This is a genomic window from Chryseobacterium sp. C-71, assembly GCF_020911865.1.
Taxonomy (GTDB): Bacteria; Bacteroidota; Bacteroidia; order Flavobacteriales; family Weeksellaceae; genus Chryseobacterium.
The window spans coordinates 1748094-1773504 of record NZ_CP087131.1 but is presented as its reverse complement, the minus strand read 5'-3'; the positions used below and the strand labels follow the sequence as shown (position 1 = coordinate 1773504).

General features: G+C 34.4%; 28 protein-coding genes. 6 read left to right on the top strand and 22 right to left on the bottom strand.

Features of this window, described 5'->3' with window-relative positions; translation table 11 throughout:
- Positions 1–3: 3 nt before the first annotated feature.
- From LNP04_RS08065 to LNP04_RS08030, 8 genes are all read right to left on the bottom strand, one after another.
- Complete coding sequence (locus tag LNP04_RS08065) at positions 4–981, bottom strand: T9SS type A sorting domain-containing protein (RefSeq protein ID WP_229986002.1); 978 nt, start codon at positions 979–981, stop codon at positions 4–6.
- 121 nt (positions 982–1102) lie between these two features.
- A complete protein-coding gene (locus LNP04_RS08060; protein WP_229986001.1) occupies positions 1103–1543 on the bottom strand; it encodes a DUF1801 domain-containing protein in 441 nt (146 codons plus the stop codon).
- Between the two features lies 1 nt (position 1544).
- Positions 1545–1898, bottom strand: a complete 354-nt coding sequence (locus tag LNP04_RS08055; protein WP_229986000.1) for a DUF2200 domain-containing protein — start codon at positions 1896–1898, stop codon at positions 1545–1547.
- Positions 1899–1955: 57 nt separating this feature from the next.
- Positions 1956–2381: an NAD(+)--rifampin ADP-ribosyltransferase gene (gene arr / locus LNP04_RS08050; RefSeq protein WP_229985999.1), complete on the bottom strand. Its 426-nt coding sequence runs from the start codon at positions 2379–2381 to the stop codon at positions 1956–1958.
- A gap of 172 nt (positions 2382–2553) precedes the next feature.
- Positions 2554–2820, bottom strand: a complete 267-nt coding sequence (locus LNP04_RS08045) for a hypothetical protein (RefSeq protein WP_229985998.1) — start codon at positions 2818–2820, stop codon at positions 2554–2556.
- Between the two features lie 212 nt (positions 2821–3032).
- A complete protein-coding gene (locus LNP04_RS08040; protein WP_229985997.1) occupies positions 3033–3638 on the bottom strand; it encodes a Pr6Pr family membrane protein in 606 nt (201 codons plus the stop codon).
- An 87-nt stretch (positions 3639–3725) separates the two neighbouring features.
- Positions 3726–5783: a M48 family metalloprotease gene (locus LNP04_RS08035; protein WP_229985996.1), complete on the bottom strand. Its 2058-nt coding sequence runs from the start codon at positions 5781–5783 to the stop codon at positions 3726–3728.
- Positions 5784–5914: 131 nt separating this feature from the next.
- Positions 5915–6454: a hypothetical protein gene (locus LNP04_RS08030; protein WP_229985995.1), complete on the bottom strand. Its 540-nt coding sequence runs from the start codon at positions 6452–6454 to the stop codon at positions 5915–5917.
- A gap of 315 nt (positions 6455–6769) precedes the next feature.
- Between LNP04_RS08030 and LNP04_RS08025 the strand changes: the two genes are divergently transcribed.
- A complete protein-coding gene (locus tag LNP04_RS08025) occupies positions 6770–7666 on the top strand; it encodes a winged helix-turn-helix domain-containing protein (protein WP_229985994.1) in 897 nt (298 codons plus the stop codon).
- A 142-nt stretch (positions 7667–7808) separates the two neighbouring features.
- On the opposite strand, the gene LNP04_RS08020 is transcribed toward LNP04_RS08025, so the two are convergent.
- From LNP04_RS08020 to LNP04_RS07970, 11 genes are all read right to left on the bottom strand, one after another.
- On the bottom strand, positions 7809–8132 hold the full coding sequence (locus LNP04_RS08020) for a hypothetical protein (RefSeq protein WP_229985993.1): 324 nt from the start codon (positions 8130–8132) through the stop codon (positions 7809–7811).
- A gap of 242 nt (positions 8133–8374) precedes the next feature.
- Positions 8375–9220: a CPBP family intramembrane glutamic endopeptidase gene (locus tag LNP04_RS08015; protein ID WP_229985992.1), complete on the bottom strand. Its 846-nt coding sequence runs from the start codon at positions 9218–9220 to the stop codon at positions 8375–8377.
- A gap of 552 nt (positions 9221–9772) precedes the next feature.
- Positions 9773–10699: a kelch repeat-containing protein gene (locus LNP04_RS08010; protein ID WP_229985991.1), complete on the bottom strand. Its 927-nt coding sequence runs from the start codon at positions 10697–10699 to the stop codon at positions 9773–9775.
- A gap of 206 nt (positions 10700–10905) precedes the next feature.
- Positions 10906–11946, bottom strand: a complete 1041-nt coding sequence (locus tag LNP04_RS08005; protein WP_229985990.1) for a RelA/SpoT domain-containing protein — start codon at positions 11944–11946, stop codon at positions 10906–10908.
- Between the two features lie 63 nt (positions 11947–12009).
- A complete protein-coding gene (locus tag LNP04_RS08000; RefSeq protein ID WP_229985989.1) occupies positions 12010–12972 on the bottom strand; it encodes a hypothetical protein in 963 nt (320 codons plus the stop codon).
- A 215-nt stretch (positions 12973–13187) separates the two neighbouring features.
- Complete coding sequence (gene groL / locus LNP04_RS07995; protein ID WP_056034555.1) at positions 13188–14813, bottom strand: chaperonin GroEL; 1626 nt, start codon at positions 14811–14813, stop codon at positions 13188–13190.
- A gap of 74 nt (positions 14814–14887) precedes the next feature.
- Positions 14888–15244: a four helix bundle protein gene (locus LNP04_RS07990; protein ID WP_229985988.1), complete on the bottom strand. Its 357-nt coding sequence runs from the start codon at positions 15242–15244 to the stop codon at positions 14888–14890.
- A gap of 51 nt (positions 15245–15295) precedes the next feature.
- A complete protein-coding gene (groES, locus tag LNP04_RS07985) occupies positions 15296–15574 on the bottom strand; it encodes a co-chaperone GroES (RefSeq protein WP_047444781.1) in 279 nt (92 codons plus the stop codon).
- A 144-nt stretch (positions 15575–15718) separates the two neighbouring features.
- Entirely contained in the window at positions 15719–16609 is an 891-nt protein-coding gene (locus LNP04_RS07980) for a hypothetical protein (protein ID WP_229985987.1), read from the bottom strand.
- Positions 16610–16659: 50 nt separating this feature from the next.
- On the bottom strand, positions 16660–19038 hold the full coding sequence (locus tag LNP04_RS07975) for a M1 family metallopeptidase (protein ID WP_229985986.1): 2379 nt from the start codon (positions 19036–19038) through the stop codon (positions 16660–16662).
- Between the two features lie 611 nt (positions 19039–19649).
- The gene (locus LNP04_RS07970) at positions 19650–20228 is read right to left on the bottom strand and encodes a HupE/UreJ family protein (protein ID WP_229985985.1); all 579 of its coding nucleotides are present in this window, start codon (positions 20226–20228) and stop codon (positions 19650–19652) included.
- Positions 20229–20296: 68 nt separating this feature from the next.
- On the opposite strand from LNP04_RS07970, the gene LNP04_RS07965 reads away from it, so the two are divergent.
- From LNP04_RS07965 to LNP04_RS07955, 3 genes are read left to right on the top strand one after another with little or no spacing between them, the layout of a single operon-like run.
- Entirely contained in the window at positions 20297–20545 is a 249-nt protein-coding gene (locus LNP04_RS07965) for a hypothetical protein (RefSeq protein WP_229985984.1), read from the top strand.
- Entirely contained in the window at positions 20521–20823 is a 303-nt protein-coding gene (locus LNP04_RS07960; protein WP_229985983.1) for a hypothetical protein, read from the top strand. The genes LNP04_RS07965 and LNP04_RS07960 overlap by 25 nt, the downstream gene beginning before the upstream one ends.
- Entirely contained in the window at positions 20820–21323 is a 504-nt protein-coding gene (locus LNP04_RS07955; protein ID WP_229985982.1) for a DUF6702 family protein, read from the top strand. The genes LNP04_RS07960 and LNP04_RS07955 overlap by 4 nt, the downstream gene beginning before the upstream one ends.
- A gap of 3 nt (positions 21324–21326) precedes the next feature.
- Here LNP04_RS07955 and LNP04_RS07950 read toward each other — a convergent pair whose 3' ends face one another.
- Genes LNP04_RS07950 through LNP04_RS07940 form a run of 3 tightly spaced genes read right to left on the bottom strand, consistent with a single transcriptional unit; the run spans position 21327 to position 23292 of the window.
- Entirely contained in the window at positions 21327–21920 is a 594-nt protein-coding gene (locus LNP04_RS07950) for an ACP phosphodiesterase (RefSeq protein WP_229985981.1), read from the bottom strand.
- Entirely contained in the window at positions 21917–22624 is a 708-nt protein-coding gene (locus LNP04_RS07945) for a VanW family protein (RefSeq protein WP_229985980.1), read from the bottom strand. The genes LNP04_RS07950 and LNP04_RS07945 overlap by 4 nt, the downstream gene beginning before the upstream one ends.
- Entirely contained in the window at positions 22621–23292 is a 672-nt protein-coding gene (locus tag LNP04_RS07940; RefSeq protein WP_229985979.1) for a class I SAM-dependent methyltransferase, read from the bottom strand. Before LNP04_RS07940 ends, LNP04_RS07945 begins: the two co-directional genes overlap by 4 nt.
- 404 nt (positions 23293–23696) lie before the next feature.
- Between LNP04_RS07940 and gcvH the strand changes: the two genes are divergently transcribed.
- Both gcvH and LNP04_RS07930 read left to right on the top strand, forming a co-directional pair.
- The gene (gene gcvH / locus LNP04_RS07935) at positions 23697–24074 is read left to right on the top strand and encodes a glycine cleavage system protein GcvH (protein WP_229985978.1); all 378 of its coding nucleotides are present in this window, start codon (positions 23697–23699) and stop codon (positions 24072–24074) included.
- Positions 23980–24426: a VanZ family protein gene (locus tag LNP04_RS07930; protein WP_324292113.1), complete on the top strand. Its 447-nt coding sequence runs from the start codon at positions 23980–23982 to the stop codon at positions 24424–24426. The genes gcvH and LNP04_RS07930 overlap by 95 nt, the downstream gene beginning before the upstream one ends.
- Positions 24427–25411: the final 985 nt, after the last annotated feature.

Sequence of the window (25411 nt, the reverse complement as noted above, 5' to 3'; positions counted from 1 at the left end):
TAATTACTTTTTGATGAATTTTACGCTTTCAGATTGTGTTTTGTTTCCTGAAACTTCAATGAAGTAAGATGAGGCCGGTAATTCCGAAACCTGTACTTTTCCGGCTTTTAAATCTGAAGTTTTAATGAGTTTTCCGTCTAAGCTGTAGATGTTGGCTTTAGAATAATTTGACATGTCTCCTTTAAATTCAATAAAATCCTGAGCAGGATTTGGATAAATTTTAAATGATTCTTTCTTTACAAAGTCTGATGTGCCTAAAAATACTTCGTTTAGAGCCTGAGCACCATTGGTGGTTTGGGCAGCGCTTCCTGTTGGAGTAATTACAGCATTAGTAGTACTAAACAAAGGAAATTTGTGAGAACCATCATAATATGCATATGAGGTATTAACAACTGTAGCAGCCGTGAAACCAAAAATAGTAAGGGTAAAGTTTTGTATAGATTTTATTCTGGTAACATTCGTATACGTTTTAGAGCCAACGAGAAGAGTTCCCCATGCATCAGCAGAAAGAGTGATGCTTCCACTGAAATTACCAGAACCTTGCGTGGTAGAAAATGTTCCTGATGCGTTATCTGTTTCTGAATATCCGTAAGTAGCAGGATAAGATATAAATGTACCGTTGTTTGCGCTGAAATTAAGAGTTGCATCGGGAGTTACCAAGCCTGTGATTTCAAGTTTCGAAGCAGTTTGCTTGTAAAAAACAGTGGTAGAACCGTTGACATACTTCAGAGTTGATCCCGGATAAGAAGAAATCTCTGCACCGCTCGGTGCAGAATATATTCCGGAAACCCCGCTACCTTGTGTGAGTGAAGAATTATTAAAAATAGTATTAATACCTGTAGCAGAATTATTTGGTGTGCCTGCCAAATTGATATTATCAGAAACATCGCCCACGCTAGGATCATGAAATGCCTTTGTAATTGTGGCTTGAGCCGATAATACAGCTGTAGACGCCATTAAAAAGAATAGAGTTGTTTTCATGTTTATTTTTCTTATAAAGATAATCAAAAAATAAATCGGTTTTTTTATTTATTTAATAATGAAAGATTTTGAGATTATTAGGTAAAATAATTTATCTCACATTTTTTTACAGTTACTGAGATTACTTTTTATGGCAGGCGCATTCATGATGTTCATTTTGATACATTATTGTTGCCTTGCAAATTTTTTCTAATGCATCAATATTAATATCAGAAAGCTTTTTTACATAAATACAGGCTTTTCCCATTTTGAATTTTCCGAGATTATCCAATAAATGTTTGTTTTCTTCAGTCGGCGAGTAGATGTAGAGCGAAAATTCTGCTTTGCGTGGTGAGAATCCGATAATGGGCATGTCGCCTTGATGTCCGCTGGAGTACTTGTAATGATAACTTCCAAATCCGATAATGGTTGGGCCCCACATTTTCGGTTCAAAGCCTGACCATTCGCTCATCAGTTTAATGAGGTGAAAACTGTCTGATTTCTTTTGTTCGTTTTCAACATAAGAATTGATGAAATCTGTGACGTCGACTTGCGTTTCTGTGGTTTTATTTGTTTTTGCCATTTTACTTTCTTAAAATTTTATCCATTGATTTTCCTTTGGCTAATTCGTCAATCAGTTTATCGAGATAGCGGATATTTCGCATCAATTCATCTTCAATTTCTTCAACATGATATCCGCAGATTACACCTTTTATTAAAGAAGCATTGGGATTAATTTGAGGAGCTTGGTCAAAAAATGTTCTGAAATTGGTTTTGTTTTCCAATATTTCCTGAAAAGTTTTTTCATCATAACCTGTCAACCAGAAAATAATTTCATGAACTTCTTCTTTTGTGCGTCCCTTCTTTTCAGCTTTTGTGATGTAGTGAGGATAAACTCCGGCAAAGGACATGTTATAAATTCTTTCGTTGTTTTTCATGTTTTAATGATGTGAATGTGAATTTTTTTAAACCAAAATTAATTTTAAACGTCGTATTTAATTGATAATTTCTGCATCTGGATTTTCCCGAAGATTTACAATTCTTTCCTTCCAGTTTTGGATCTCTTCATCGGTTAATTTAATCCATTCTGTTACTTCTCCAACGATTTTTACGAGTTCTGTACTGCGATAAGATCGGGTAGGGTTTCCAGGGAATTTTTTATCAGTCACATTGGGATCATTTTCAAATTCTCCTGTTGGTTCTACAATATAGATGCGTTCATGACCATCTCCTTTTGCTAATGCAGCAGCCAATCCGGCGCCGTTTTGTAGAGCTGTAAAATAGATGTGATTCATGATAATTTCATGATAATAATTCGATTTGAAACCGGCAGTAAGCAAGTCTCCGATTTTCAGATTAGCTTTCGTTCCGTGATAGAATGGACCGTTATCCAGAATTTGTTTATATTTTTTGTTTTCCATTGCTGGAGTGTTTTTGATTTTTGAAGAACTTGTAAACTTAGAAATTTGTTTTGAAATGGGAAAACCGATTTGGGAATTGAGCAGTTTTGATTTATTTTTTTGAGCGCAGAGTCTTAGTCAGTAATAAAACAGTTGCGTTGAAAATATGCAATGTTGACGTTCTTAGATTATTTCAGGAAATTTTCGCCAGTCTCACAATCTGATAGACTGCATGATTTTTCAGAGACAAAGATCTCGTAATTTCCGGAATTGCCTGCAGATGAGCTTCGAACAAATAGCCGAATTCAAGTTCTTTGATGACTTTGCAATGCTCTGAGATGATTTTCTTTAATTTTTTATCTGCTTTGTACAATTCTACATAAACCAAATATTTACTTTCTGAATAATCTCGTGGAGTTCCTATGTCTTTGATGTGCTTTTCTAAATCTTTATTAGGCATTTAATTAGTTTTTAAGTTTAAATTAATTTTAATTCTCACAGTTTTTAAATTAATCTGATTATTAAATTTTTTTTAAATCGCAAGGAAAAACAAAGTTTCTACAATAAATGCTTTTTTAAGATAGACAATGGCATTCCATTTAACAACGAAATACAAAGACTTTAATTATCAATAGCTCGAAATTGAAGTCGTTTACAAAATGGACAACGTGTTTATTTTTTTTCAAATTTATTATTAATTGCAATTAATGCAGATCCGCTTACCAAGAATACAATGAGCATGATGAAAATATTGATTATCACCTGACCAAAACCTAATTTATCTACATTCAAGAACGGATAAGGATACCAGCCAACCGCCGAACCACGAATCAATGAATATATTAGATAAATGAGCGGAAAGATAAGCCAGTAAAAGCCGTTCTTCCAATTTAGTTTAGCTTTATCAACCAAAAATAACCAATACAAAATAAACAGAATCGGAATGGTTACATGAAGCATATTATCTAAGAACAATTGCCATCCGGTAGGTTTCCAGATACCTCGCAAAACTGTGTTGTACACGATAAACACAATAAAAATGTATAATGCAATTGCTGTTTTGACAGACAAACCCGAAAAGAATTTCCCTAATTTGGTTTTAGGGAAAAATGTAGAAAGTGACAAACTGATCGCAATTAGAGAATTACACAAGATGGTAAAATAGCTGATGACATTCGTAAAGGTATCCGACGAAATATAAAATTGTAGGATGACGCAAAACCAAGCCATCAAAGCTAATAGAGATGCGGAAATTGTTTGGATTTTTGTATTGTTCATATTCTGATGATTATTAAATGGTGAATTTCAAATTTAATAATTATTAAATGTTTCTTTTGGTTTAAGAACGCAAATCCAATGAATAATTTATGAAACTTTCTCTACCTGATGACTGTTATGTAAATCTTTCATCAAAGAAAGTATTTCTTTTTTCTTCAGAAAATACTTTCTATGAAGGAAGTAAGGCAACATGTTTATTGATTTCATCAACATTTCCAAATTGCTGTCAAAATATTCTTCATTGTTGAAGTAGATGTGTTCTTTTTCGGTATAGTATGCTAAATCTTTTAGCTCTTGTTCACTTAATTCTTTGGTCAGAAGTGGATTTTGAAGATGGAATCTTAATTCAGATTTTAATTTTTCTTCAAAAGTTTTAAGGGTGATGAAATTCTGTCTGATTTGTTCAAACGGAGTTCTTTCACTGATAAAAGCAGTAGCATTCACAAGATCAATGTACAGTTTGTATTTTTCTTCATACTGCTTATCGTAATCTGCAAAAGAATGGTAAAGGTTCACAAAACCTGATTTTCTGTTTTGAGCCTCTGCTGTTTTCAGGAAATAATTATAAATATCAGAATCATTCTTTACAATCTTAGCTTTGACTTCCACTATTGATTGATCAATTTCCGGAATGAGTTTTTTAGCTTCGGTTGCCTTATATTTTCTTCCGTCGTAATCAAATGTTTTTAAAACAAATTCTTTGCTGGCAATAGCCTCAACAGTCTTTTTGTCATTTTCCAAAGCGATTAATGTGTATACGAGTTCTACTTTTTCATTGTTAAACAGCGTTTGAAACTTGATGTCTTCTGATATAGAATTCTCCCGAACTTCTGAATCAGGATTTTTATTGTCGTAATAGTTATTAAACATTTTATCGAAAGAATCGTGCTGATATTGTGCTTTAAATTCAGTGGTGAAGGTTTCAAATTCTACATCTGTTCTTCCGGGCTTATACTTTACGTTGGCGAAAAGTTTTGCAGTCAGTTTTTCTTCGGTTTTTTCAAAATTTTTAAATATTTTTTTGGCAGGTTGATGATCCACGTCTTTAATAATATTGAGCTGTCTGAGTTTTGCCACACGGTCTTCAGTGGAAGGGTGTGATGCCCATTGGTTTTCTATATTCAATTTTGATTTGTTGAATAATCCGGACTCTGCAAGTTTTACATGCGGAAGGTCGTATTTGGTTTCCAGCTCGCTCTGTTCTGCGAGAAAATTCATTACAAAAAACTGTTCTCTGTAAATGTTTTTGCTCGATTGGTTTTTAGAAATTCTCGCTTCATAAAAACTAATTACATTATCATAAGAATTGTTGGCAAGCTCGAGTCTCAAAAGTGACTCTTCCAATGAGATCGATCCTGCAATGTTGGCTGCTACCTCATCTGCATGAAATTCCATTTCCCTTGAAAGTGCCATATGACGGATGTTAACATAAGAATACATTTTGGCAAGAACCCACTGTATTTTTGAGGTAAAGAATATGGCCAATGATGCAAAAATGGTGAAGTAACCGCTGAAGCTTGCAAATTTTTCGATAGAATTACGATACGAGGCATCATCATTGACCAGATTGAAAATAATCTGATTGACATTATAAACATAACTTCCGACTTTCATGGAACGCTGTGAAAAATGTCCGAATTCGTGAGACAGGATAGCCTTTAGCTCCTGTTTAGTCGTGGTATTGATAAGTCCGACACCAATGATGAGGTTTTTCTGAATAGGAAAAAACATACTCCAGAAACTGGAATCGTAGAATACACTTGCGTTGACATCGTACGATAGATAAATTTTTTTCGGAAAATTGGTTTCTGCTTCTTTTACGATCTCATCAATCATTTTGAAAAGTTCAGGTTCGTCTGATCTTGTGATTTCGGTAAGATAACTTCTGTCGTTGATGTGTTTTTTAAACAAAAATTTAATAATAAAAAAGAATACAAAAAATCCGGTTCCTGCTAAACCGGCTCCTATCATCAATGTAAGAAACATCGGTTTTGCAGCTATAAGCCAAATTCCACAGCCTATACATGCTAGTGCTAAAAGAATAGTAAATAGAAAAATAAGAATATAAACAAAGATAAAAATGACGATAGAAGAAACCGCCGCTTTGGTCTTTTTTCTAAAATCTGGTGAAATCTGAATGTGCATGGTTGTATTTTTTACAATAATACATACATCCGATTAATAGAGCAAGAAAAATCCTGATTGTGGAGTTAAATTGGGTTGATTTTAAAAAGTAAATAACATCAGCCAGCTATTTGGAATGACCGAAGATTTAATCAACAACCTCCTTTACGAGGAATTCTTTTAAAAACTACTTTTCCATCTCGTTCCAGATATCCGCAAGATATGATGGGATAAGAATATTTTGGTGCGTGTGCTACATAACGGCTTTTTAAAATAATTTTATCGTTCACTTTAAGGTTGCGCAACTGATCAAGTTGAGGTTTTTCTGCATCAAATGTTACAATATAATCTTCATCATTAATCCTGACCATCACTCCAAAACCTAATCTGGAGCCTTGCGGAAGAGAAAGAGAGGTGACAACTCCCTCCATATTGGTGTAATTTGTAATGTGCTTCCATATTTTAGCTTCGGCGGCATACACTTTTTTACCTCGGGGAGATGCTTCCCATTCTTTGAATTTTTTACCGGAAGGGGTAGCTTCCCATTTTTTCATTTCGGCATTCTTTTCAGCAGCAGACAGTTGCTTTTGAATTGGCTTTTTACTGGTTTCATTCTTGATTTCACGATTGGCGAATACGAGTCCGCTCACTACAAGCAATGGTAGCATGAGTGCAAAAATTACTTTTTTCATAGTTGTTGGGTTTATCAAATTATACTTAAGTTATGATCATGTTTAATTAACGCGAAGGCAAACAAAGAATATTAAATAGTGACTGTTTTTAAGTTATACAAAGGCGTAAACTTAACAACGAAATACCAAGTATTTGAAATGATACAGATGGCGACCGTCATAAAATTAATTAGATTGGTTCTTTAAAATCCGATGTTAAAAATATTTGTCTTACACTATCAAACTTTACTCAACGAAAATACTTTGATATTTTTCGGATTCAGGGATTTGAATTGTAAATAAAATTGTAAACTTTGTAAATAATAACTTGACACTATGCATCTTAGTCAAAATCTCTTCTCAGGAAAGCGAAAATACCTTTTTACAATCATTTTGCTCTCACTGATTTTTGTAATCTGTGCCGCTTTCAGCACGGAGGATAAGGACGACTTTAATTTTGCCAAAAGGGAAGTGCTACTCCGCAGAATAGGACATGAGTTACTTTTACAGTCAGGCGATCGTACATCAAGAGTGCTTCCTGTAAAAAAGATCGGAGAAAATGAATATCAGATCAGCTTTGAGAACGAACTTACTTTTCAACCGGATTCTTTGGTGAATCTTTCGAAGCGTGTGTTGGCGAAAGATCCGGTTGCAAGTGATTATATTGTTAACGTTCTGAACTGTGGAAACTCCAGTGTGGCTTATGGATATTCGGTATCTAAGAACAAAAAAGATGATATTGTAGCCTGTCTGGGAAGAAAACAACCCAAAGCTTGTTACCTGATCAATATTAAATTTAAACCAACAGGACTCAACACAACAAAGAGCATTTACCTTTTTGGAGGTCTGTCATTTTTAGCATTGATCGGTTTTATTTTATTAAGATTTAAACCTGTGAAGTCACGACAAGTTGTACCTGAAAATCAGCAAACTGATCTGTTCACTTTGGGCTCAGTGTTATTTGATTCTAAAAATAGAAAGCTCATCATTGATGATAAGACCGTAGACCTTACCGCAACGGAAAGTCGTGTATTGCTTATTTTCGCATCTTCTCCTAACGAAATTATTGAACGAAGGCGACTGCAAAAAGAAATCTGGGAAGATGACGGCGTCATTGTAGGACGAAGTCTGGATATGTTTATCTCAAAACTCAGAAAAAAACTGGAAATCGATCCGAATATCAAAATTGTGGTGATCCGCGGGAAAGGGTATAGGCTGGAAGTTGGTGTTTAAGAAAATTTTTGTCAGTAAAGTGATTTTGTTAGAAATCACCGTTGATTTGGATGCCTTTGCAATTAACCTTGTCAAGGCTCAAAGCCTTGACAAGGTTAATTGCAAAGGCATTAAAACGAAATTGTTTCTGAAGGTCGGAGATTCACTCCACAACACCATTTCCGGTGATGATAGATTCTTCCATTAAATCTACAATTTCAGAGACTGAGATTGAAAAGACTCCGGCGACTCCCTGATCAAATTCTTTTTTCCAATAATCGTAGCCGTCAATTTTATTGGGAAGTTTGACTTTTTCGTTTTTTAATTCAGTAGCACTTTTATCTAAAGCTTCCTCAGTAATTGGAATGTGGGTGAATTCATTTGCAAAACCTTTTTCCACATCAGGTTTTCCCACTTTTAAATTGCCAATTGAGATATGAATCACCTTTCCATGTTTTTCATATTCTTCTATTTTTAAAATTTTCACAGTAGAGTTTTCTTCACCTTTGCGGGTTTTGTAATTCTACTCCTGACCGACTTTGTATTTCATGGTTTCTGGTTTTTTGCAGTTGGTGAGGAAGAGAGATAGAAAGAGTGTTGTGAGAATTTGGAGTTTGTTCATGGATTGAAATTTTGTTTTACTACACTGCCGCAAAGTCTGGAGACTTTAGCGGGTTGCAGCAGGAAATATTGATCAACTTTTAAAAACTCATTTTTTAAATTCATAACTTATTTTTTTCTTTTGATTATTTTACCTTCTTTATTAGAACGATAATATAAAAAAACACCAATTGAAAACAAAATAAATACAGTTATAATAGAATCTTCAATTCCAATTCCTCCGCCTGTAAACAAAACTGGACCTTCAAATTTAGAATGAATAATTTTGCCCATATTATCTAATCCTGTAAGGTTTGAACCATAAAAAGGTTGCGCAAAATTCCAACCTACATGAAAGAAAAAAGGCAACCAAACTCTTTTAGTATACACGAAAAGCATTGACATTGTAAATCCCCAACACAGTGATACAAAAAAGCTAAACAAAGTTGAGTTCGGATTAAAAATATGGTAAGTTTCAATTACCATTATTATTAGAATTGCAATATTAGTTCCCAACCAGTTTTCTAATTCGCGTAATACTAAACCTCTGGTAAAAAGATCTTCAATTAGCGCTGCAATAACCAGTGTCATAAATAATTTAAGGGAATAATCTTCGGTGGATATGTTAATAATGTGATAATACCCCAACAGATATACTATAAAAATAGATATTGAAATTGCAGAAAATCCAATTGCAAATCCACCAAACATTTCTTTAGGTAAATATTTTATTGAAAGTTCTTTAATTTCTCGTTTTTCATACCAGCGGAATAAAAAATAATAACTTGAAAGTAACACCAAAAAAGAAACCAGATGGATTAAAGGGTCGGCAATGTTTTTATCTTCAGTTATACTATAAAAAAGTGGTTTTGACACAAAATTTTGTACAACTACAAAAAGAGAAAAGCAAACAGTAATTCCCAAAATTATTTTTGTAATTGGGAAATACAAGATTTTTTTGATTGATTGATTCATAATTGATTTATTTGACGAAAAGAATGTGAAATTGTTACAAGAAAAATAGATTTAAATTTTCTGTTTTTTAAGCTGATCGCTAACTTGTATATATGCGAAACAAACTATCGCATATCCATCCAAAATTAACTAGGTTGGCGAAAGTTTGTTTTGTTTGATTTTAAAGATATTAAATTAAATCATCAACAATATTTTTTGCTGTACATTCTAATTTCAAAAAAGACGTCCAGAAAAAATCTGAACGGTTTATATTTATATGGTATCAGCGACACGCTGTTACATCATTCCCGGCATTCCACCTCCCATTGGCATAGCAGGTTCTGCGCTCTTAATTTCAGTGATCACACACTCAGTTGTCAATAGCATTCCAGAAACTGAAGCTGCGTTTTCAAGAGCAACTCTTGTTACTTTTATGGGGTCGATGATACCTGCTTCTTTTCCATCTATCTTTTCAGTGTTTTCAAACTGAGTGCTGTTATTTTTATTGCAAATTATGAAACCATCTCTGTAAGCATTGGTATAAACTTTTGATTTAAATACATCTTCATTGGTTTATTTAGCAGAAAGCACTTCTTCGCTAATATCTGCAACCTGAATGCTTTTAATAGATGATTTGGTTGAGGAGGCTGTACTTCCACACATGATGTATAATTTATTGTTATATATTTCCGCAGCAGCATGTCGTCTGGGAATCATATTGGATGATAACCGATGTAACGTATTGGTTTCTGTATCAAAATAGGCCAGAAAATTTTGATTATTATAACCGCCTGCAATAAAAATCTTAGTACCGAATACTGCTAATGAATGCCCCGATATCGCAGCGGGCATCGTATATTGCTCAGTCCACTCATTTTTGTTGAGATCAAACACATTGACCAGACGGGATGACGTACCGTTAAAACCTCCAATGACATAAAGTTTATCATTCACAATTTTGCCCCTTGCTTCTCTGGCTGTTGGCATATTCGGTAATGGATGCCATGTATCTGAAGCAATATCATAGTATTGAAACCTGTCAGAAAACACTGTGGTGGCGGCATTGTTTAGCCCACTTCCGCCGAACGTATATATTTTTCCGTTACGGATGGCAGAACCTGCATTTCCTGTGTAGGCATGATTAACAGCTCCCTTCGTTTTTTTATGAGTTTCAAGGTCTATAATTTCAAGATGGCTGTTTCCCCAACCGTTAAAAATATAAATTTTATTACCGTAAGTCTCCGAATTGGCGAATCTTTTGGGAACCAAAGTAGAATTGATTACACTCCAACGGTTATCTTTAATGCTGTATTTCTCAATAAAATTTGCATAACCATCCGTATCTTTATAACCATTGCTCACATAGATATTGTCACCTGCAATAGCACTGCTTATCGCGCCTCTGCGAACAGACATATCCGAAAGATGTTTGAAATTTAGGGTTTGTGCATTGCTTAAACATAAACCGAAAAGTGGAAGGAGTAATAACTTTGTTTTCAATGATGTGGAGGTTTGGTTTAATTGATTTTCTGTGTAGAAAAATATGTTTTAAATATAGGAAAAAGTGACGGATTGGGATTATTAGATATTGAATTTGTTTTGAAATGGAAAAACCGCTCGGATGGGAGCGGTTTTTATGTTGTGGGAAAGATTTAGACTCTGCTTTGGGATTTTAAATTTGCGACATCGGTTGTCAATAACTAATTCTAATGAGCCAATATATCTTTTAAGGTCTTTATAAACTCTTGAGTATCCAAGAAGTAACTTGGATAAGCTTTTCTTAAAGAATCTAATGAATTAGAAGATACTAGTACAACTTGTCTCTTATTTCCATCAGCAATTAATGCTTCTTCCTTTAGGTACTCTGTTGATGCTAGCTCAATAGAAATTTTAGGGAAAGTTCGTATTCTAACTTCCTTATTTGAAATATCTAAAACAATTAAGTGTAAACTTCCTTGCTTCTTGTCTGTTTCGATATTTGAAATAACCTCACTGAAACCTTCGAGTTGTGTAACTATTTGCAATCTATTTGCCTCAAATTTTACTTTACTAAAAATTTCTTCTTTCGAAACCTTATCAAATCTTGACAATGTAGATGTATTTTCTAAATAGGCAAATGCATTACCTACTAATGCAAAAAAATCGAGATAATCTTGAGGTCCTTGACTTGATTTTAGAGAATGATCAATAAAAGTACCCATTGTTTCAACTGCAGTAGCCCATGCGTGTTGTAGGCGCGTTCTGATTTGTAATTCAATCATTAATCCATCATAATTTTTATTCAGTAAGTTTTTATATTTATAAACAATATGGTAGCATCGATATCCCGAATCTTTGGGATTAAGAATATAATCTTTTTCATTTTTCACATAATGCTGAAATTGCATATTTCTATATATCTCAACTATTTGATTGACTTCCGTCATGCTAGGTAATATTGCTCTCAGTCCACCAATATCTTGCATCTGAGAAAGTCGCATATTTGGGAATCTTTCAAGCTTTAACAACATAGAAGGCGTTCTTTTAAGTCTTTGAGAAACAAGGTAATCTACTCCCGTCTTGTTTAATTTCTGCCTTAATGTTGACTGAAAAGTATTGATAGGGTAAGCATGGCATGATCTAAAATTACCTAATATTTCCATTGCATGCTCTTTTGCTTGTACTGACGAATTATTATCAATCAACACATTACCTGCGTCATCGATTTGTCTTTTACTAAATTTTAAAATATTATCCTTTAATGCCATTTGAATTTTTTAAAAATCTAAATTAAATAATTTTTTTCAAAAACCGCTCAGAAAAAGGTCGTGTTATAATTTATTGAAAAAGCCAAATGAATCAAAATTTGGATTGTAAGTTTTTAAATATTCGTCAGCTATTTTTTGTCCCCAATTGTCTCTAATTATATTCATAATCCTATCTATTGCAGCTGGATGTTTATTAGTTTGATTTGGATTTATCAGAGCCATAATATCAAATAATATTACAACGAATGGTAGAATGTTCTTTTTCTCCATTTTATATTTTTTTTGAGCAATTCTTGATATTAATTCGAAAGCATATGAGTCTGCTTTATATTCAATTTCATAATGCTTATTTTCTTCAATAATTTCAGCATCTGAGTCCATCAAATTTGTTAGGTTTCGTTTGTCTTCCAAATCTTTGTTAAATAAATGTCCGAGTTCATGACATAAAACAAATAATTCCTGAAAGTGAAGTATAAAACCATGTTGCATATTACCTTCGGTGGTTAATTTTAACATTGCTCCAACTGGAGCCTTATATATCTTGTAATTAGCTATTAGTTCATTTGCCCAATTAGAATAGTCTTTACTTTTAATTTTTGAAATATCTTCTCGATTACAGAATGCAACGATTTTGGGATTGCCTTGTGCAGCCAATAGTTTTCCATATTTATGGAGCAACATAAGTAATCCTTCATTTATTACAATACAATAGTGGTCAAGTCCGTCTTGGCTTTTGGCGCAAAAGGCATTTATTTTAGTATTATAAATTTTTCCAAATGCAACATTTTTAACTAATTCTTGTTCTGCAAGTGTTAGAATTGGTAAAACGTCTTGTACTAGATTGTCTACAATATCATCACCTTCTACATTATAGTTTTTTAATTTCTCTTTTAAATTATTTTCAAAATTTTCAAATTCGTATTTAGTGATTTTTGAAAATTCTTCACTTCTTAAACCACCTTCAATAATTGGTTCAAATCTAAAATGTAATTTCAGTCTGTCTAGGAAGTCTTTAGGTGTTGACATAATTGATTAGTCTATTTTTTAAAAATTACTGTTAAAATTCAAATTTACGCATTATCCAATAGAGGAATGTATAAGTGCCAATGTTGTTTTGGGTTTTAACTAAATATTTTTAATAATTAAATATACTATTATTTACGAAAAACCATATTAAAACAAAAAAACCGCTCCACAAAAGCAGAACGGTTTTCAATTTATATTGTCTCAGCGACACGCTGCTACATCATTCCTGGCATTCCACCTCCCATTGGCATAGCAGGCTCTGCGCTCTTAATTTCAGTGATCACACACTCAGTTGTTAATAGCATTCCAGAAACTGAAGCTGCATTTTCAAGGGCAACTCTTGTTACTTTCGTAGGGTCGATGATTCCTGCTTCAAGCATGTTTACATACTCGTCAGTTTTAGCATTGTATCCGAAGTCTCCGCTGCCTTCAGCAACTTTAGCTACGATTACAGAACCTTCACCTCCTGCGTTAGCAACGATTTGTCTCAATGGCTCTTCGATCGCTCTTTTTACGATTTTGATACCTGTAGTTTCATCAGCATTGATTCCTTCAAGGTTTGCCAAAGCAGAAATTGCTCTTACAAAAGCAACACCACCACCTGCAACGATACCTTCTTCAACCGCTGCTCTCGTAGCGTTCAATGCATCGTCAACTCTGTCTTTTTTCTCTTTCATTTCAACTTCAGAAGCTGCACCTACATACAATACAGCAACACCACCGGCTAATTTAGCCAATCTCTCCTGTAGTTTTTCTCTGTCGTAGTCAGAAGTAGTCGTTTCCATCTGAGCTTTGATCTGGTTTACTCTGCCTTTGATCTTGCTTTCTTCACCACCACCGTTTACGATCGTTGTGTTGTCTTTGTCGATCGATACTTTCTCAGCAGTTCCCAACATATCAAGAGATACGTTTTCCATTGTGAAACCTTGCTCTTCAGAGATTACCTGTCCACCTGTTAAGATAGCGATATCTTCCAACATAGCTTTTCTTCTGTCACCAAATCCTGGAGCTTTTACAGCAGCAATTTTAAGAGAACCTCTTAATTTATTTACTACCAATGTTGCTAAAGCTTCACCTTCAACTTCTTCAGAAATAATCAATAAAGATTTTCCGCTTTGTGCGATTGGCTCAAGAACAGGAAGCAATTCTTTCATTGAAGAGATTTTTTTCTCAACTAAAAGAATGTACGGGTTTTCCAATTCAACCGTCATTTTCTCAGGGTTTGTCACGAAATATGGAGACTGGTACCCTCTGTCAAATTGCATACCTTCTACAACATCTACTGTTGTATCGATACCTTTCGCTTCTTCTACAGTGATTACACCTTCTTTACCTACTTTTCCGAAAGCTTCAGCGATCAAAGATCCGATAGTTTCGTCGTTGTTTGCAGAAACTGAAGCCACTTGCTTCACCATTTCTGTAGAATCACCTACTTGCTTAGATTGTTCTTTTAGGTTAGCAACAACAGCAGTTACTGCTTTGTCGATCCCTCTTTTCAAGTCCATTGGGTTTGCACCTGCAGCTACATTCTTAAGACCTTCTCTTACGATAGCCTGTGCCAAAACAGTAGCGGTAGTTGTACCATCTCCTGCGATATCATTGGTTTTGGAAGCAACTTCTTTTACCATTTGCGCTCCCATGTTTTCTACTCTGTCTTCAAGTTCGATTTCTTTTGCTACAGAAACACCATCTTTAGTTACGTGAGGTGCACCGAAAGATTTTTCGATTACTACGTTTCTACCTTTTGGTCCTAAAGTTACTTTTACTGCATTAGCCAATGCATCAACCCCTCTTTTTAGAGCGTCTCTTGACTCGATATCGAATTTTATTTCTTTTGCCATATTTTTTTGCTTTTGGCGAATGGCTTTTGGCTTTTGGCTTTTAGCAATTCGCGTGTTTGATTTTTAAATTTGATTTAATTTCCGTTAAGCCTGTTCCAAAGGGTGACAAGCTTCTTTTTTAGTATTGTTAAGTCTTCTAAAAGATTTTGATAATCAATCTCGGTAATGTAATTTAAATCTCTAGATAGAATTAATTGGTTTTCGGCTTCGTTAGATGATCCTAATGCAATATTGATAAAATTAGCAAATTCTTTATCGGAATTTCTACCGCTTCCTTCGGAAATATTATATCCAATCGAAGCGAACGATCTTCTGATCTGAGAGGTCAATCCAAAAATCTCTTCTTTTGGAAAATCTTTGGTTGATTTATAAATATTTAAAGTTAATTGATGACTCAATTGCCAAACTTCAAATTTCTTAAAATCTCTCATCGTTGTTTGCTTAATCTCTATTGCCAAAAGCTAAGAGCCAGACGCTAATTGTTATCCAATTACACCAAGTAAATCTCCTTCTTTTACAATTAAGAAATCTTTTCCGTCTAATTTTAATTCAGAACCTGAATATTTTCCATAAAGAACTTTATCTCCTACTTTTACAGTGGTAGGCTCGTCTACTTTACCAGGACCTACTGCTACTACTGTACCTTCTTGTGGTTTTTCTTTCGCGGTGTCTGGGATGATAATACCTGAAGCTGTTTTAGTTTCTGCAGCGATGGGCTCTATAAGCACTCTGTCTGCTAAGGGTTTAAAGTTTACTGACATAATATTTTTATTTTTAAATTATTTCTGTCTCGTAAATCTCTAAATCTGTGCCAACAGACGGAAACTAAAGTTTTGGCAGATTTTTTTTAAAGATGTGAAATTTTGGCAGAAAAAAAGTTCACTTGCTGTAAGTGAACTCAGAATTTATTTGCACGAGCTGTCGTAGTCTTTCAGTAATTTTTTATACATATTGGTGTATAATTCAGTTTTGTATCTCATGTTTATTTTAGCAGCTGCCGCTCCCTTTTTCCCTTTCATCTCTTCCTTTCTTTGTGCGTCGGTAGCCTTTTTATTTTCTTTGTAGGTTTTGTTTGAGAAATATTCATTTTTTCTTGCTTCATCTACCTTTGCTAAAAACTCGGGGCAGTCGGCGCCTACAATTTCGTATGCTTTATAAAATTTCTTGTACAGAGATTTCATATTAAATAAATCCAGAGGCGTAAGCTTGTTGTAGTCTACTGGTGCAACGGCAAATGTGTCACCCGGTTTACTGAGATAGATCATGACATGTTGCAGTTGGCAGTCATCATTATTTCCATTGGATCCTGACGCAAAATTATCTCCAAAATCAGCTTTACAAAACATGCTTCTGTAACCGTAAAGATTAATTTCCCCTTTCTCCATCAATGGCAGCATCAAAACTCTGCCTTCAGATTCCAGTTCTAAATTATTGTCAATCTCTTTCACAATACGTTTGTCCAGCTGGAATTTTTCCTGTGTATCTTCGTTGGTATACACTAAACTTTTAATATCAGAAACCGGGATAAGCTGTACTGTTGCATCACTTTTTGATGATTTAAATTTAACATCCTTTCTACTGAGGTTTGCGCTTTTTTCAGAACTTTTAGTAAGGTAAGTAAAGGTTGCTACATCGGGAAGCATAAAGTCCTGAGCAAATCCGGTTTTGGTCGTTCCGTCTTCCATCAGAATTTCGATGGGTAGAAAATCTCTTTTACCTGTGTAAAATTGTAACGATTGCGCAAAATAAGATTGTGCTGAAGCAACAAGCAACATAAGAATACCGAGTTTTTTCATGTAAGAATTTAGTTTTTTGTTTTTAAAGATTAAAAATGAAATTGCAGAATTTACTTTTTCTTCCCCGCAGCCTGCATCGGATTGACCTTTCCTGTTCCGCCGCCTCTTACAGCACCTTCCTGTTTTTGTTTAAACACCTGGAATTTTGAAGTTTCAGAAGAAGATTGGTCATTGCTCCAAAGGTTGTTTGATATATCGATGTCCGCTGTTTCTCTCATAGGATCAAGCTGGATAGATTTTACCTTTTTGTCGAAATAAAACGTCTTAGAAACTTTCTTTTCGTTCTGTCTCCAGATTTGTGCAGACGATTTGTCTTTTAATTTTGAACCGTCTTCAAAAGTAAATTCTAGAATGATCGGCATTACCAATCCGCCTTTATTTACAAAATCTATTTGATATGCGGTGATATTTTTAAGTCTTTCCTGATCTTTCTTGTCCACAGCTATACTTCCTTCAGTCTTGAAAGTGTACTCTTTATTAGCATCCACTTTTTCCTGTCCACGGTCATATCGGTAATAAAAATCCTGTAGATCTTTATCTTTTTCTACCTCAAAAGTGATGGTTTTGTCTTCTCTGTTTCTGATTTTCGAAATATCTTCAAATTCATTTTGCAAAGGTTTTTCAACTTTATATTTTGTTTCATCAGCTTGCTTTACCGCAGTTAAGTCGGGAGTTGCCATCGTTACTTTATCAATCGCAATGTCTACAGGATCTGTACCGTAAAACCAACCTCTCCAGAACCAATCAAGATCTTCACCGCTCGCATCTTCCATTGTTCTGAAAAAATCTGCTGGCTCAGGATGTTTAAATGCCCATCTTTTAGAATACGTTTTAAATGCTTTATCGAAAAGCTCTCTTCCCATGATGGTTTCACGGAGAATATTCAATCCGGTTGCCGGTTTTGCATACGCATTCGGGCCAAACTGAATAATGTTTTCAGAATTACTCATGATCGGTTCCAGTTGATCTTTAGGAAGTTTCATGTAATCTGTGATCGTCCACGCCGGACCACGTTTTGACGGGAATTTATTATCCCATTTTTCTTCGGTAAGATATTCTGTGAAGGTATTTAAACCCTCATCCATCCAGCTCCACTGTCTTTCGTCTGAATTGATGATCATCGGGAAAAAGTTGTGCCCTACTTCATGAATAATCACTCCTATCATTCCGTTTTTAATTCCCTCGGAGTAAGTCCCGTCTTTTTCGGTTCGTCCAAAGTTGAAACAGATCATCGGATATTCCATTCCATTCGAAGCTTCCACAGACTGAGCAACCGGATAAGGATACGGAATCGTAAATTCTGAATAGGTTTTAATCGTATGAGCAACAGCTTTCGTAGAATATTTTCTGTAAAGACCGTAGGCTTCCTTCGGATAGAAACTCATCGCCATTACTTTATTGTTGTTTTCAGGAATCGTAACGCCCATCGCATCCCAAACAAATTTTCTGGAAGCCGTCCAAGCAAAATCTCTTACATCTTTAGCCTCAAAAACCCAGGTTTTTCTCTGTTTTGAATGATTTTTCTCTGCTTTTTTAGCTTCATCCAAAGTCACGATTTCTACAGGCTCGCTCGAAGTTTGAGATTTTTTATATCTTGATAATTGTTCAGAAGTTAAAACCTGCTCGTAATTTTTGCACTCTCCGGTTCCACCAATCACATGATCGGCAGGAACGTTCATCGAAACTTTATAATTCCCAAAAACCAAAGCAAATTCGCCTCTTCCTGTAAACTGATGATTCTGCCATCCTTGGAAATCACTGTACACACACATTCTTGGAAACCATTGGGTGATGGTGTACAAATCGTTTCCGTCTTCAGCGAAGTTTTCATATCCGCCACGGCCTCCCATTTTCATACGGTTTGGGATGTTATAATTCCAGTCTATTTTGAAGATGAATTTTTCGCCTTTTTTCAGAACTTTAGGCAAATCAATACGCATCATCGTTTTGTTGACAGTATATTTCAAAGGGTTGCCTGAGGCATCAGTCACTTTTTCCAAATTTACTCCGTAGCCATTGTCTTTTGCTGGAATTTCGGTAGTTTTAAGCTGTTGATCGTTGACAGATTTTGGTAACGTAGAGGAGAACTGATAATCTGCTTTTTTGACGCTTGACTGCTGGTTTTCATCCAATTGTAGCCAGATATAATCTAAATCATCGGGCGAATTATTATGATAGGTAACCGTTTCCGAACCTTTTAAATTTCTTTTATCCTCATCTAAGTATGCTGTAATATCATAGTCGGCTCTGTTTTGCCAATAGGCTTGCCCGGGCGCTCCTGAAGCTGCTCTGTAAACGTTAGGCGTGGGTAGAATCGTTCCCAGCTGTTCAAATCTGTTTCCGTGGTTGCTGCCAGGATTATTTTGAATATTTTGTGCAGAAACACCTACATATAGAAATACCGAAAGTGCCGTTACTTTTAGTTGCATGAATAGAATTTTTAAGAATCATCAAATATAATAATAAGTATTTGAAAATTTGGAAATGTTGCTTCGAGAGCTTTAATTATTTGGGAATTGGCGAATCTTAAGAAATATTCGGTTTAAAAGAAACTGCAAAATGTTTTTCTAAAGCAATAAGGCGATGAGATGTTGATCGCAAAATGATACTATTTGAGGCAGATATTTTTATATTTTTGGAATGTATCGAAATATTCTTTCGATGTAGAATAATATTCTTGTAATGTGACTGGATATTATTGCAATGTGGAGTTATATTCTTCTAATGTGATTGTATATACTTCCTGTGTTGATTAATATTCTTGCTTTGTAACTGGATTGTTTTGCAATGTAAAGTTATATTCTTTCAATGTGATTGTATATTCTTTTGATGTTGAATATTATTCTCGCTTTGTTGCTGGATATTTTTGTAATGTGGCAGAATATTCCTGCTTTGTAGTTGAATATTGGCATGGTGTAGACTTTTGTTTTTAAAGTGTGAAAGGATATTTTTCAACGAGTAGGTACAAAACCGGCGATCCTTTCCGCTGTAGGGAAAATGCAGACTTTGCAGATCTCAAAAACCCAAGCCAATGATTGACCTAAAAAGGTATTCTCTCCAGAGTCATTTTTAAAGCCAATGCAAAAACACCTGATGATACAAAAAGTATCCAGTCTTTTTTATTGATTTTGAAAAGATTTAAAAGAATAAATAGCAAAATTAAAATAGCAAGCACAATTACAATCTGCCCGAGCTCCAGCCCAATATTAAACCCTAAAAGCGGAACGGCGATGCTTTGATTTTTTGCGATTATCACTCTTGCAGTATTTGCAAATCCCAATCCATGAATGAGCCCAAAGAAAAGAGCTAAATAATAATTGGTTTTATTTTGCGACTGTTTTTTGTTTTTCATTAGAATATTTCCGGCCGCCGTCAAAACAATCGTCAGCGGAATCAAAAATTCAACCCAATCTGAAGGAAGTCTTACCACATCGAGAATGCTTAAAGCCAAAGTTATGGAATGTCCGATGGTAAAAGCAGTGACCAGAATCAGGATTTTTTTCCAGTCTTTTGAAGTATATACGGCAATTAAAGCTAAAACAAATAGTTGATGATCAAGCGCATCCAATGAAATAATATGTTCCCAACCGAGTTTCAGATAAAATAAAAAGTCCTGCATTTTCTAAATGATTTTTTGGAAATGCGATGATACAAAATTTATTTTAACTTTGTATAAAATTCAGTATCATGATTGTCAATATCGAGTTGGAAAATTCTGAAGATTTTGTTTTTATCAAACAGCTTTTGGAAAAAATAAAAGGAGTAAAATCGGTTTCTGTGGAAAGCGAGTACGAAATAATTGAGGGAGTTCCTGCTCATGTTTATGAACAGATAGAGAAATATGCAGACTCTGTGAAAGAAGAAGACTGTATTTCTTCAGAAGAGTTTTTTGAAAATGCCCGAAAAAAAGCATGCGAGTTATATTTACGAAAGTAGCGTATAGCTCTTACGGAAGTATTTTAGAGTTTCTTTCGGAAGTGTGGACTGAGAAAGAGATTGGTGTTTTCATCAACGATGTTGAACATATTGTGACTGAATTGAGAGATGGAAAGTATTCGATGTTTCTAAAGTCAAATCATAAAACCCGAAGTGCGCTTATCGGAAAAAAACATGTCAGAATGTTCTTCAGGAAGGAAAATGAGAAACAAATAAAAGTTCTCCTATTCTTTGATATGCGACAGAATCCTGAAAAAATAATTGAACTTTTAAAATGAAAAAAATACTATTTCTGCTTTTTGTCTGCTTTCTTTCGTTTTCGTCTTTTACTAAAATGATACACCCCTATCACGTTGGTTCGGTAGAAATCAATTACAACCCAAAATCAAGAACTTTTGAGGTTACAGGAAGATTTTTCCTGGATGATTTAGAAAATGGTTTGTCAAAAAAATACGGAAAACCTTTTCATTTTAATGATCCAAAATATAAAAATCAGATTAATGAGGCTCTGAAAAGCTACAGTTCTGAATATTTTAAGCTTAAATCAGATAATCAGTTTTTAAAAGTAAATTACGTTGGTTATGAAGAAGACAGCGAATCCGTCAATGTTTATCTTGAATCTGAAAAAGTAGAAAATCCTAAAAAAGTAGAAGCTGCTGTGAGTTTTCTGTATAATCTATTTGATGATCAGATTAATTTGGTTCATATCATCATCAACGGAAACCGTAAAAGTGAAAAACTGACGTATCCGAATCGATATTTATATCAACAGTTTTAAAAGCTATTTTTGCAATTGCAATAATGCATTTTCAGCCTTTGTATGAGCTAAAAGATCTGGAAAAAAATCGTCATAACATTTCTGCAGAATATCTTTATTATCCATAAAAGCCTCAAATACCGGAATATCTTTATCTAAATATTTCGCTTTATTCAAAACATTTCTCATACTGAATTGTATATTCTGATCGTGACGGTAGTTGTACAACCAATTATCCTGTTCCATTCTTGCGAGCATAGATCTGAAATTATCGGGAAGAAATTCGTAATGTTCATGAAGAACGCGATATACTTTAAGTGAATGATCTTTCCAACCTTTTAAGGAATTTAGCTGCAAATCATTGGCGACAAAATAATCCATAGAAACATCTACAAAAGCTCCTGAATAAAGTCTTACCAGCGGACTGAAAACTTTTTTCGCTTCATGTAAAGCTGGATGAGAATCTGTAAACGTATCGATCTCCCGATGCAACGTAATCCCATCCTGAATGTCTTTCGGGAACGAGTAACGGTCTTTGTTTCGGATAAAATCTTCGAGAAACTGCCCGACAATTTGTCCGTCATTGAAAGTGAGAAAAGAGTGGGCTAGAAAGTTCATAAACGAATATAGAAATTTTTAAATAAAGTTTGGTCATTATTCAAAGTTTCGGCGAAGACTCCGTTGTTAAATTCTTTATATTTGAATAATATTGTACTGAGTTGAATTTCATCTTGAGAAAGAATGCTGAGATAAAGTTCATTTTCCTGCACATAACATCGGAATTGTACTTGAAACAAGAGACTGTTTTTCATCTGTAGATCTTTGTAACCAAAAACAACTATAGCGTCTGCGCCTAAAGGTGTAAAACGTTCGTTTTCTTTATAGATTTCAATAGAGCGAGAATGCCTTTCTACGATTTCCAATCCGTTTTGCAAAGCAGAATAATATAAAATGGATGAGAACTGACAGATTCCGCCACCGAAATCCTGTGAAATATTGTTCTTAGCTAAATTTCGGACTTCTTTGAATTTGTTTTTTCTACTCGGTTTGCCAACTATTTTCCAAAATGAAAAAACTTCATTTGGCTGAATAATTAAGTTGTTGACTTTTTCACAGACGATTTTTAAATTATGGATTTTGTTTTCATGGAAATCTCCTCTTCTAATTACTTGCTTAAATTCAACTGAATAGTCTCCAATATCTTCATTTAAATAATTTTCAGCATATAAGTGAGGTTTTTTTTGTTCATGAAAAATCCTTTGCAATAGCCTATACTGCAATTTCCAAGAGTAGGGAAGAGAGTTTTTGATAAACTGCATCATTGTTTTTTTATTACAACGATTTGATATGATGCCCACTTTTTTAGAAATGTTGAGCAAATCAATATATCTAAAGGTAGAAATATTTTCCTCAATGCCTTTGGAATTCTGTGAATAGGAAAAAATAAAACTCCTTTTCTTTCAATGATCTTCCAATCAGTTTTTATTAAATCTAAAATTTCATCAGGTTTAAATGAATTATTCGCATGCCAATCTTCTTGTGGCGAAGTTACTTTTCTTCTTGATTTAATTGGATAATCAAAAATCAAAATTCCATCATTATTTATTTTTTTATAACATTCATTTAGAAAATTTTCTGTTTCCTGTCTGTTCTGGTGCATGATTACATGAAAACAGAAAATACAGTCAAAGTTTTCTTCAAAAGGAATATTTGAAATCTCTCCGATCATCAATTGTTTCTGAGGGAATTTTTCCTGAGCAATATTCAGCATTTCCTGACTGAAATCTGCGCCGTGCGTTGCAAAATTCAATAGCCTTCCCGTTCCGCAGCCCAAATCTAAAACCTTAGAATACTTTTTATTTCTAAAAAAGGAATTCAAAAAATATCTTTCCTGTTCATCAATATATTTTCCATAAGAATTTTCAAACCTGTTTTCGTCATAGGTTTTTGCGAGTTTACTATAGTATTGATGAATTTTGTTTTCGATCATATTAAACTTAATTCTTATATATATATTAAATTGATTGTCCGTTATTTGTCATAAGCTGAAAAACGTTGTGAGTTTGTATAAGTGAAATCGGAGATTCGACAAAGTCAAACGGCTTTGTGTAACTTTAAAAACGCTTAGTATTTGAAAAATCTTTGTGCACTTTGCTTTAAAATTAAAGTATTATGAGTAATATCGGATATTCAAATATTAAATGATGAATTTAGGAAAAAAAGAAAGACTTAAAATAAATTTTAGCGGTGTTTATATAATTAAATTTAAATAGTCTGTAACTCTTCTTAAGTTCCAATCTTCCCGCTTTAAGCTACTTTTCTAAATAATTATTTATTTTCTTTGAGCATATCTGTATTTTGAATAAATTTGTCAATATTAAATAAAAAATTAAAATGAACACACCATCAGAATTAAAGTACACTAAAGATCATGAATGGGTAAAGATCGAAGGTAATATAGCCACAATTGGTATTACAGACTTTGCACAGGGAGAATTAGGAGATATCGTTTATGTAGATGTAGATACGGTAGATGATGATATCAATGGAGGAGATGTTTTCGGAAGTGTAGAAGCTGTTAAAACGGTTTCAGATTTGTTCTTGCCAATTTCTGGTAAAGTAATTGAGTTCAATGCTGCGCTAGAAGATCAGCCAGAACTATTAAATACAGAGCCTTATGGAAACGGTTGGATCATCAAGTTGGAGATTGCTGACGGTGCAGATCAGTCAGAATTGCTTTCAGCAGAAGAATATCAGGCTCTCATTGGATAAGATTTCAAACATATTTATAAAGATACTGCCCATTTATTGGGCATTTCTTACTTATATGCTCCTGCGTCCGGGAGTAGAAAACCGCGAATATTTTTTTATGTTCGAGGGAATCGACAAAGTTTTACACTTCGGAATATTTGCAATGCTTGGTTTCTCATTTATGGCGGCCTTCCCAAGAATCAAATTCTCCTATTTTTTTCAGATCATCCTGATCTACGCATTCCTCACAGAAATCCTTCAGGAAGAAATGGGTTTCGGCAGATCTATGGAAACCTTAGACGTCATTGCCGACACCATCGGTTGCCTTCTCGGATACTATATATATAAGATACTCCTCAAACGGTATTCTTGATCAAAGTACATGTTCTTTCAACGACTTCGGTATCTTTCATATATTACACCACTTCCTTTTCTTCATAAGCTTTTTCCCGCTCTCCATTCATATTCCTCGCGCCAATTCTTTTCCCGTCGCTTGCTGTGGGGTAACCGTTTAGTGGTTGTTATATCAAAATTTATCAGAGTAAGATTTTCCATTTCTAGCTTACGGTTAACATTTTGACAAAACTTCTATATATAAGATAAGGACATTGAAAATATGTCGAACAATAATAACCGGCATATACCTTTTTGTAAATTCAAGAAATAGTTTATTGTTGAGCTCCATTGGAGCGTGCTGTTTGTAGTGTAATTTATAATAAAAACATGAGCTCCGTAGGAGCGTCACTATGCACATCTTTCAATACCCCCTTCAAACCCAAACTTATCCTTCATCAACTTTCGCTCTCACTTTCAACTACCCATATTTAAAATCACTTTAGAATAAAACACCACCATACTTAGCCCATCGGTGAACTCAAAACCTGCAAATTCTCCTTGCGCTCCAATTTAGATCTACACACTCTACCTTTCCACCCAACCTCCCTGCGAGATCAAGCCCCACCTTTCTACCCATGTCTTTCCCAAACATTCCATTCCGCACTTGCCTCTGAAACCCCTCTCGCACTATCATCTTTCCACTCTCCTCAATACTTCCACCAGCTTCTACTTGCACTCCAACCCTTCACGCCCTCAACTCCCGTCCTCCAACCTCCATCCTCCATCCTCCAACCTCCAGTTTCATAAAAATTTTTCTCTCATGTTTTCAGCTATTTAGCATCAAATATGAATAAAATATGAATTTTATGTTAAATAGATTTGGAAGTAGGGGTATAAACGTACTACTTTTGCCCCACTGAAAACGAGAGTATATCAGTAGCGCAGGAGCGCCTCCGGGCGGATAATTTAAGTTACTTTAATAGGATGTAGATCAAGAAACATTCATTAAAATTTTTAGCGAT

Bases quoted from the DNA above. Each gene is read 5' to 3' on its own strand.
- LNP04_RS07970 (WP_229985985.1), bottom strand. From the start codon at position 20,228: ATGCAGGACTTTTTATTTTATCTGAAACTCGGTTGGGAACATATTATT.
- LNP04_RS08030 (WP_229985995.1), bottom strand. From the start codon at position 6,454: ATGAAAAAAGTAATTTTTGCACTCATGCTACCATTGCTTGTAGTGAGC.
- LNP04_RS07960 (WP_229985983.1), top strand. From the start codon at position 20,521: ATGCGAGTTATATTTACGAAAGTAGCGTATAGCTCTTACGGAAGTATT.
- LNP04_RS08005 (WP_229985990.1), bottom strand. From the start codon at position 11,946: ATGGCATTAAAGGATAATATTTTAAAATTTAGTAAAAGACAAATCGAT.
- LNP04_RS08000 (WP_229985989.1), bottom strand. From the start codon at position 12,972: ATGTCAACACCTAAAGACTTCCTAGACAGACTGAAATTACATTTTAGA.
- LNP04_RS08035 (WP_229985996.1), bottom strand. From the start codon at position 5,783: ATGCACATTCAGATTTCACCAGATTTTAGAAAAAAGACCAAAGCGGCG.
- LNP04_RS08025 (WP_229985994.1), top strand. From the start codon at position 6,770: ATGCATCTTAGTCAAAATCTCTTCTCAGGAAAGCGAAAATACCTTTTT.
- LNP04_RS07965 (WP_229985984.1), top strand. From the start codon at position 20,297: ATGATTGTCAATATCGAGTTGGAAAATTCTGAAGATTTTGTTTTTATC.
- LNP04_RS07950 (WP_229985981.1), bottom strand. From the start codon at position 21,920: ATGAACTTTCTAGCCCACTCTTTTCTCACTTTCAATGACGGACAAATT.
- LNP04_RS07975 (WP_229985986.1), bottom strand. From the start codon at position 19,038: ATGCAACTAAAAGTAACGGCACTTTCGGTATTTCTATATGTAGGTGTT.
- groL (WP_056034555.1), bottom strand. From the start codon at position 14,813: ATGGCAAAAGAAATAAAATTCGATATCGAGTCAAGAGACGCTCTAAAA.
- LNP04_RS07980 (WP_229985987.1), bottom strand. From the start codon at position 16,609: ATGAAAAAACTCGGTATTCTTATGTTGCTTGTTGCTTCAGCACAATCT.
- LNP04_RS07930 (WP_324292113.1), top strand. From the start codon at position 23,980: ATGGAAACGGTTGGATCATCAAGTTGGAGATTGCTGACGGTGCAGATC.
- arr (WP_229985999.1), bottom strand. From the start codon at position 2,381: ATGGAAAACAAAAAATATAAACAAATTCTGGATAACGGTCCATTCTAT.
- LNP04_RS07945 (WP_229985980.1), bottom strand. From the start codon at position 22,624: ATGATGCAGTTTATCAAAAACTCTCTTCCCTACTCTTGGAAATTGCAG.
- LNP04_RS08065 (WP_229986002.1), bottom strand. From the start codon at position 981: ATGAAAACAACTCTATTCTTTTTAATGGCGTCTACAGCTGTATTATCG.
- gcvH (WP_229985978.1), top strand. From the start codon at position 23,697: ATGAACACACCATCAGAATTAAAGTACACTAAAGATCATGAATGGGTA.
- LNP04_RS08060 (WP_229986001.1), bottom strand. From the start codon at position 1,543: ATGGCAAAAACAAATAAAACCACAGAAACGCAAGTCGACGTCACAGAT.
- LNP04_RS07990 (WP_229985988.1), bottom strand. From the start codon at position 15,244: ATGAGAGATTTTAAGAAATTTGAAGTTTGGCAATTGAGTCATCAATTA.
- LNP04_RS08040 (WP_229985997.1), bottom strand. From the start codon at position 3,638: ATGAACAATACAAAAATCCAAACAATTTCCGCATCTCTATTAGCTTTG.
- LNP04_RS07940 (WP_229985979.1), bottom strand. From the start codon at position 23,292: ATGATCGAAAACAAAATTCATCAATACTATAGTAAACTCGCAAAAACC.
- LNP04_RS08015 (WP_229985992.1), bottom strand. From the start codon at position 9,220: ATGAATCAATCAATCAAAAAAATCTTGTATTTCCCAATTACAAAAATA.
- groES (WP_047444781.1), bottom strand. From the start codon at position 15,574: ATGTCAGTAAACTTTAAACCCTTAGCAGACAGAGTGCTTATAGAGCCC.
- LNP04_RS08055 (WP_229986000.1), bottom strand. From the start codon at position 1,898: ATGAAAAACAACGAAAGAATTTATAACATGTCCTTTGCCGGAGTTTAT.
- LNP04_RS08045 (WP_229985998.1), bottom strand. From the start codon at position 2,820: ATGCCTAATAAAGATTTAGAAAAGCACATCAAAGACATAGGAACTCCA.
- LNP04_RS07955 (WP_229985982.1), top strand. From the start codon at position 20,820: ATGAAAAAAATACTATTTCTGCTTTTTGTCTGCTTTCTTTCGTTTTCG.